The sequence below is a fragment of the Burkholderia sp. ABCPW 14 genome, from assembly GCF_001523835.1.
Taxonomy (GTDB): domain Bacteria; phylum Pseudomonadota; class Gammaproteobacteria; order Burkholderiales; family Burkholderiaceae; genus Burkholderia; species Burkholderia mayonis.
The window spans coordinates 1-1284 of the sequence record NZ_LOVS01000004.1 but is presented as its reverse complement, the minus strand read 5'-3'; the positions used below and the strand labels follow the sequence as shown (position 1 = coordinate 1284).

Here is a 1284-nt window from a genome sequence, read left to right as displayed (position 1 = left end):
AGAGGTGGCCGCGCAAATTCGGACAACCGGATAAGTGGAACGGCTGGGGCCTGAGCCAGCGATAATGCAGGCAAAGGAACCCAAGAAATGACGAAGAGAACCCGAAGGACGCACTCAGCGGCGTTCAAAGCGAAAGTGGCACTGGCGGCGGTCAAGGGCGAGCGGACGCTGGCCGAATTGGCGCAGCAGTTCGATGTGCACCCGAACCAGATCACGGAATGGAAACGGCAATTGCAGGAGCGCGCGGCGGACGTGTTCGGCGCTGGCGGTGCGCCGTCGAACGAGCCGCCGGTTGATTTGAAATCGCTGCACGCAAAGATCGGGCAACTGACGCTGGAAAATGATTTTTTAAGCGGCGCGCTCGACAAGGCGGGATTGCTGAGCGCAAAGAAATGATCGACCGTAAGCACGCGTTGCCGATTTCGCAGCAGGCCCGTCTCGTCGGCGTGGCGAGATCGAGCGTGTATTACCGGCCGCAGCCGGTGAGCGAAGCGGATCAGTTGCTGATGCGACGGATCGACGAATTGCACATGGAGTTTCCGTTTGCCGGAGCGCGAATGCTGGCGCGCCTGCTGCGTCGGGAAGGCCATGAAGTCGGCCGCCGCCGAGTGCGAACGCTGATGAAGCGCATGGGCGTGGAAGCGCTGTACTGCAAGCCAAACACGAGTCGCCGCAACGCGCAACACAAGATCTGGCCGTACGTGCTGCGCGGCATGAAGATCGACCGAGCCAATCAGGTGTTCGCGCTCGATACGACGTACATTCCGATGGCTCGCGGCTTCGTGTACCTGACGGCAGTGGTGGACTGGGCGAGCCGCAAGATTCTCGCGCACCGGGTTGCCATCACATTGGAAGCCTCACACGCTGTTGAAGCGCTGGAGGAAGCGTTTGCCCGCTACGGGCTGCCAGACATCGTGAACACCGATCAGGGCAGTCAGTTCACGGCGTGCGCGTTCACCGATGCCGTGCTGGGCCGACAGGTTCGCTTGTCGATGGACGGCAAAGGAGCGTGGCGCGACAACGTGTTCGTCGAGCGTGTGTGGCGCAGCATCAAGTACGAGGAGGTTTACTTGAAGGCGTACGAGTCCGTCAGCCACGCCCGGCGCTCCATCGGCGAATACATCGATCTGTACAACCGGAAACGACCCCATGCGAGCCTGGCGGATCAGACGCCGGATGAGGCATACTTCGCGACGCTGCCTGCGATCAAATCGGCAGCATGATTGCCTCGGACGTTCCACTTAAAAATCTCAGAAAACTGTCCGAACGAGCGAAGCCACCTCT

1 protein-coding gene is annotated in these 1284 nt (G+C 60.6%); it reads left to right on the top strand.

The genetic code is table 11. The features are described 5' to 3' along the window. Positions 1-87 precede the first annotated feature (87 nt). A protein-coding gene (locus WS62_RS00525; protein WP_442855047.1) for an IS3 family transposase occupies positions 88-1223 on the top strand; the annotation gives its coding sequence in 2 pieces (ribosomal slippage) (positions 88-352 and positions 352-1223; 1137 coding nt in all). The last annotated feature ends 61 nt before the right edge of the window (positions 1224-1284 follow it).